The following is a 6,000-nucleotide window of genomic DNA, read 5'->3' on the forward strand; positions in this document are numbered from 1 at the left end:
TAGCACAAATGAAAAAAAGGAATCCTATTTAGGACTCCTTAGTTTTTCGCTTTAATTTTCCCAGTCCACTGCTTGAATCCACCTTTTAAATGGAACAATTGACGGTAGCCTTTTCGGTGTAACATTTGAGCTGCTCTTCCACTACGAATGCCGCTTTGGCAATAGAAGTAAACAGGTTTATCTGCACGAATCTCTTTTAATCTTGTTTTAAGTTGGGATAAAGGAATGTTTCTTGCGCCTAAGATATGTCCATTTTCGAATTCGTTTGGTTCGCGTACATCGATTAATTGTGATTTTCGGTACCCTTCAATGAATTCATCCTGTGTCAGAGTTTTTACGACACGCTTTTGGTTCCACCATGTAAAAGCTACATAAGCTATAATGGCAAAAATTACGACTAATAAGAAATACAAGTTCGACACACTGTATAGCTCCTCTCATGACCAATAAAAAAAATATTGACTGAAGAATGCTTGGACATTTTTCAATCTTTCATTGATTATTATATAATTCATTTACTACAATATCAAAAATAATTTTCAAATTATTTCATAAGTAATTTTCACTTGCTTTCATGTAAATCTTTGATAATCTAGTACACGTACTGAAAAACTATATACATAAATGAGGGATCGTTGTGACAAAAGAAACTTGGGGTTTTATAGATTCGGGATTCAGTTCACCTTCATATAATATGGCTTTAGATGAAATGTTATTGAACTGGCATAGTGAAGGGATAATCCCACCTACAATACGTTTTTACGGATGGAATCCTGCTACATTATCTATTGGTTATTTCCAAAAAGCTGAAAAGGAAATTAATCTTGAACGTGTGAAGGAATTGGGATTGGGATTGGGATTTGTTCGAAGAGCGACTGGAGGACGAGCTGTTTTACATGAACATGAGCTTACCTACAGCGTCATTGTTTCAGAAGAACATCCAGACATGCCTAAAAATGTTACTGAGGCCTATCGAGTAATCTCTGAAGGGATTTTGAAAGGATTCCTAAACTTAGGTTTAGATGCTTACTTTGCGGTGCCTAAAACTGACGAAGACAAGGAAGCGTTAAAATCACCAAGGTCTTCCGTTTGTTTTGATGCTCCAAGTTGGTACGAATTAGTAGTAGAGGGTCGAAAAGTTGCAGGTAGCGCCCAAACAAGACAAAAAGGAGTTATACTCCAGCACGGATCTATTCTTTTAGATATAGAAGATGAAAAGTTATTTAGTCTATTCAACTTTCCTAATGAGAGAGTAAAAGAACGGATGTTAAAAGGGTTTAAAGACAAAGCAGTTGCAATGAATGATTTAACCGATCGAAAGTTTGATCTTGATCAAGCCAAAAAGGCATTCAAAGAGGGCTTTGAAGCGGGATTGGGTATTCATCTTGAAGCTTTAACATTAACACCTGAACAAGTGGAAGAAGTGAATGAACTTGCAAGAACCAAATATGAAAGCCATGAATGGAATTTCATGAGATAAAAAACACAATATATAGTATTGGAACGTAATTGATTAAAAAAATTTTTTTTATCGACAAATCACCATTTTTGATTTGTCGATTTTTTTTGGGTGATTATAGGTCTTTAGTCACTTGAAGTTGAAATGGATATTAATGGAGATTAATGTGCAATACAAAAATTTTTTTTCTAATTTTGAGTGTTTACATTTGGAATTCTATTATATCAAGGCTCCTCGTCTCATGAAAAAAATCAACCTCTAAAAATAGGTGAAATTCGCTAAAAACAGAACTTTTTCGATATTTTTCTCTTGTTTTCTCACTCCAGCAATTCGTTTGAAGTTTGACAAAATATTTTTCATTTCAACTCAAACACAATATATAGTATTGTCGAAAATAATTGATACACTATATATTGATTCGAGAGTGTTTATTGTGATAAGTTATGGGTAATAATTTAACACCTATGCTTTTGCTGAAATTAAGAATAGGACGTTTTAGTGTTATATAAGGAGAGGAAACAAATGACTGTTACGTTAAAGGAAACTATGAAACCCATTTTTGAAAGATTGAACAAGGATATCTCACTATTCCCTCAGGTCCATCCTATTACAAGTGATATGAAAATCACTCACAAGGGTGTATCAAGACTTGTAATGATTGATCGCTATTCATTCAAGGATACGGAGAAAATCACTTTAACGAACGGAGATTTTGTTGTACTAACAATAAAAGAAGATCCAAAATTCCCAGCAAGAGGTCTTGGATTCATTCAAGAAATTGATTGGGAACAAAAAAAAGCAAAAGTTCTTGTTGAGGAAGAATATCGAGGAGTGTTGGACAAGCCCGAGGAAGTGGAAACAGGAATTATTAATCGCTCCCTTGACGTTATCGAAAAGCCTCTTGAAATTTTTTATGAGCAAATCGCTATGCGAAATGCAACAGGACTTGCGTCAGTAGAGGTAACGGAGGAAAAGAGAAGCGAGTGGTTTGAAAAATTCTATCAAGAATTGATGCAGATGAATTTTGTTCCTGCAGGACGCGTTCTTTACGGAGCTGGGGCAGATACGGATGTCACATACTTTAATTGTTATGTTATGCCTTTCGTACAAGACTCGAGAGAAGGAATTTCCGATCATCGAAAGCAAGTTATGGAGATTATGAGTCGTGGAGGAGGAGTAGGAACGAACGGTTCTACACTTAGACCTCGAAACACGCTTGCTAAAGGAGTTAATGGAAAATCGTCTGGATCTGTTTCATGGCTAGACGATATTGCGAAGCTGACTCATTTGGTTGAACAAGGTGGATCAAGACGTGGCGCGCAAATGATTATGCTGGCTGACTGGCATCCTGACATTGTAGAATTCATTATTTCTAAAATGCAAAATCCTCGTATTTTACGCTTTTTGATGGAAAATACGAAAGATGAAATGATTCGTAAGCATGCATCTGAAAAGTTAAAGTTCAACCCACTAACAGAACAAGAAAAAGCTATGTACCAAGGAATCCTTAATTATAAACACATCCCTGGAATGGGAGGATTCAATGAAAAGATCTTTATGGATTCACAAGAAAAACTAGAGACTGGTGGCACATACAGTGTTCATAATTCTGAGTTTCTGACTGGTGCCAATATCTCCGTATGTTTGACAAATGAATTCATGAAGGCTGTCGAGAGCGATGGCTACTACGATTTACGATTCCCGGATGTAGAAAGCTACAGTGCTGAAGAAATGGAAGCCTATAATGAAAAATGGCACGAAATTGGGGACGTACGTGAATGGGAGAAAATGGGCTACAAAGTACGCGTGTACCGTAAAATTAAGGCGCAAGAGCTTTGGAACCTTATTAATATTTGTGCAACCTATTCTGCTGAGCCAGGAATTTTCTTCATCGACAATGCAAATGAAATGACCAATGCTAAAGCTTATGGACAACAGGTAGTTGCGACTAATCCATGTGGAGAACAGCCTCTGGCACCATTTTCGGTTTGTAACTTAGCAGCAGTAAACTTGGCGAACATGGCTAATAAAGAAGATAAAACGGTTAATTTCGAGAAGTTAAAACGCACTGTTGAAGTGGGAGTCCGTATGCAGGATAACGTAATTGAAGCAACGCCTTATTTCTTAGAAGCAAATAAAAAACAGGCACTAGGAGAACGTAGAGTTGGGCTTGGGGTAATGGGACTTCATGACCTGTTGATTTATTGTGAGACTGAATATGGTTCTGAAGAAGGGAATAAGCTTGTTGATCAAGTTTTTGAAACGATTGCGGTCTCTGCTTATAAAGCTTCTATAGAGTTAGCTAAAGAGAAAGGTAGTTTCCCGTTCCTAGTGGGACAAACTGAGGAAGAAACAAAAGAACTTAGAAAAAGATTTATTAAGACTGGTTTCATGAAGAAAATGCCAGAGGACGTTAGAGAAGGCATTGTTCAATCAGGAATTCGTAATTCACATTTATTGACAGTAGCACCAACAGGTAGTACAGGAACTATGGTTGGAGTATCGACTGGATTAGAACCTTACTTCTCTTTCACGTATTTCAGAAGTGGACGTTTAGGTAAATTTATCGAGGTTAAGGCTGATATCGTCCAAGAATATCTTGATCGCAATCCAAGTGCTGACCCAAATCATCTTCCAGAGTGGTTTGTTTCAGCGATGGAGCTCTCACCGAACGCGCACGCTGACGTTCAATGTATCATCCAGCGTTGGATTGACAGCTCTATTAGTAAAACGGTGAATGCCCCAAAAGGTTATTCAGTAGATCAAGTTCAAAAGATATATGAACGCTTGTATAAAGGTGGAGCGAAAGGTGGCACAGTTTACGTAGATGGAAGCCGTGACTCTCAAGTTTTGACTTTAAAAGCAGAAGAAAATCAATTTGAACAAGAGGAATTACCTTTGGATTTAGATCAAAAGAAAGTCGTATTAGTTGATACAATCAATGAGCTTAGAAGTACAGATGTTACGATTGGATCTGAAGTAGGTAACACATGTCCGGTATGTCGAAAAGGGACGGTCAAAGATATGGGTGGCTGCAATACATGCACTAATTGTGGAGCACAATTAAAGTGTGGCCTATAAGATATTAGCGAAAAAAGGCGCTTGAAAAGCTGAATGAAGCTTTCGAGTGCCTTTTTGCTATTTATTCTAGATTTAATTAAGAACAATGGTGTAATTGAAATATTTTCTACTCTTACCATGTGAATTTTTAATGGCAAAGGCCAATTGAAACACAATATAGAGAGTGGAAGATAAAATTTGGCTAACTAATTTGAGCCATCAATCAAAATTTAAAAGCTAGGTGATATATTGAAACCATTTATACCTCAGTTAGTGTATATAGAACCACAGGCTTTGGAATACCCACTTGGGGTTGAGCTCAAAAAGAAATTTGAAGAAATGAACATAGAAATTAAAGAAACTACGTCCCATAACCAAATAAGGAATTTGCCAGGGGAATCGGATTTAGAGAAATATCGTGTTGCTAAGTCAACTCTAGTTGTAGGTGTCAGAAGAACTTTGAAATTTGATACGTCTAAACCTTCAGCTGAATACGCCATTCCATTAGCAACCGGTTGTATGGGGCATTGTCATTATTGCTACCTTCAAACGACCCTTGGAAGTAAGCCTTATATTCGTACTTACGTAAATCTAGAAGATATTTTTGGACAAGCTCAAAAGTATATGGAGGAACGTAAGCCAGAAATAACTCGCTTTGAGGCAGCTTGTACATCTGACATAGTTGGAATCGACCATTTGACACATTCTTTGAAGAAAACCATTGAATTCATTGGTGGAACAGAGCTTGGTCGACTCCGGTTCGTGACAAAATTTCATCATGTTGATCATTTATTGGATGCCAAGCACAATGGAAAAACGAGATTCCGTTTCAGTGTCAATTCTCGATACGTAATTAAGAATTTTGAACCAGGAACCTCTAATTTTGATGAGAGGCTAGAGGCTGCTCGTAAGGTTGCCCATGCAGGATATCCATTAGGATTTATAGTAGCGCCTATTTATATGCATGACGAGTGGCAGGAAGGGTATTTTGAATTATTCCAAAGGTTAAGCGATTCTTTACAAGGTGTTGACTTATCAGATTTAACCTTCGAATTAATCCAACATCGATTTACCAAACCTGCAAAAAAAGTAATCCAAAAGCATTACCCGAAAACAAAGCTTGAACTCGATGAAGAAAAGCGCAAATATAAATGGGGTCGCTATGGAATCGGAAAATATGTATATAAAGATGAAGATGCAAATGATATTGAACAGACCATTAGGGGGTACATTGCACATTTCTTCCCTAAAGCAGAGATTCAGTATTTTACTTAAAACAGGACCTTAAATCCTGTTTTTCTTTTGTTTAAGGGTAATAATTCCTTCTTTCTGAGATTAAAGATGTATCAAGACCGGAAAGAAGGGAATGAGCGACTATGCAAATCGACGGGGTTTTTTCCGGAGGGGGAATTAAGGGGTTCGCATTAATTGGAGCCTATCAAGTACTGGAAGAAAGAGGTTTTTCATTTGTAAGAACTGCA

4 protein-coding genes and 1 pseudogene are annotated in these 6,000 nt (G+C 37.1%); 4 read left to right on the top strand and 1 reads right to left on the bottom strand.

The features are described 5' to 3' along the window. Window positions 1-38 precede the first annotated feature (38 nt). Entirely contained in the window at window positions 39-422 is a 384-nt protein-coding gene (locus DBX25_RS10885; protein ID WP_108670822.1) for a rhodanese-like domain-containing protein, read from the bottom strand. Window positions 423-637: 215 nt separating this feature from the next. Here DBX25_RS10885 and DBX25_RS10890 point away from each other — a divergent pair, with 215 nt between their 5' ends. The 4 genes and pseudogenes from DBX25_RS10890 to DBX25_RS21815 all read left to right on the top strand — a co-directional run. Further along, window positions 638-1,480, top strand: a complete 843-nt coding sequence (locus DBX25_RS10890) for a lipoate--protein ligase family protein (protein ID WP_108670823.1) — start codon at window positions 638-640, stop codon at window positions 1,478-1,480. A 501-nt stretch (window positions 1,481-1,981) separates the two neighbouring features. Beyond that, window positions 1,982-4,540, top strand: a complete 2,559-nt coding sequence (locus DBX25_RS10895; protein WP_108670824.1) for a vitamin B12-dependent ribonucleotide reductase — start codon at window positions 1,982-1,984, stop codon at window positions 4,538-4,540. 228 nt (window positions 4,541-4,768) lie between these two features. Then, entirely contained in the window at window positions 4,769-5,794 is a 1,026-nt protein-coding gene (gene splB / locus DBX25_RS10900) for a spore photoproduct lyase (RefSeq protein WP_108670825.1), read from the top strand. Between the two features lie 101 nt (window positions 5,795-5,895). After that, window positions 5,896-6,000: pseudogene (locus DBX25_RS21815) on the top strand (patatin-like phospholipase family protein); the annotation flags it as partial.

The sequence above is a fragment of the Peribacillus acanthi genome, from assembly GCF_003073175.1.
GTDB classification, from domain to species: Bacteria; Bacillota; Bacilli; order Bacillales; family DSM-1321; genus Bacillus_BN; species Bacillus_BN acanthi.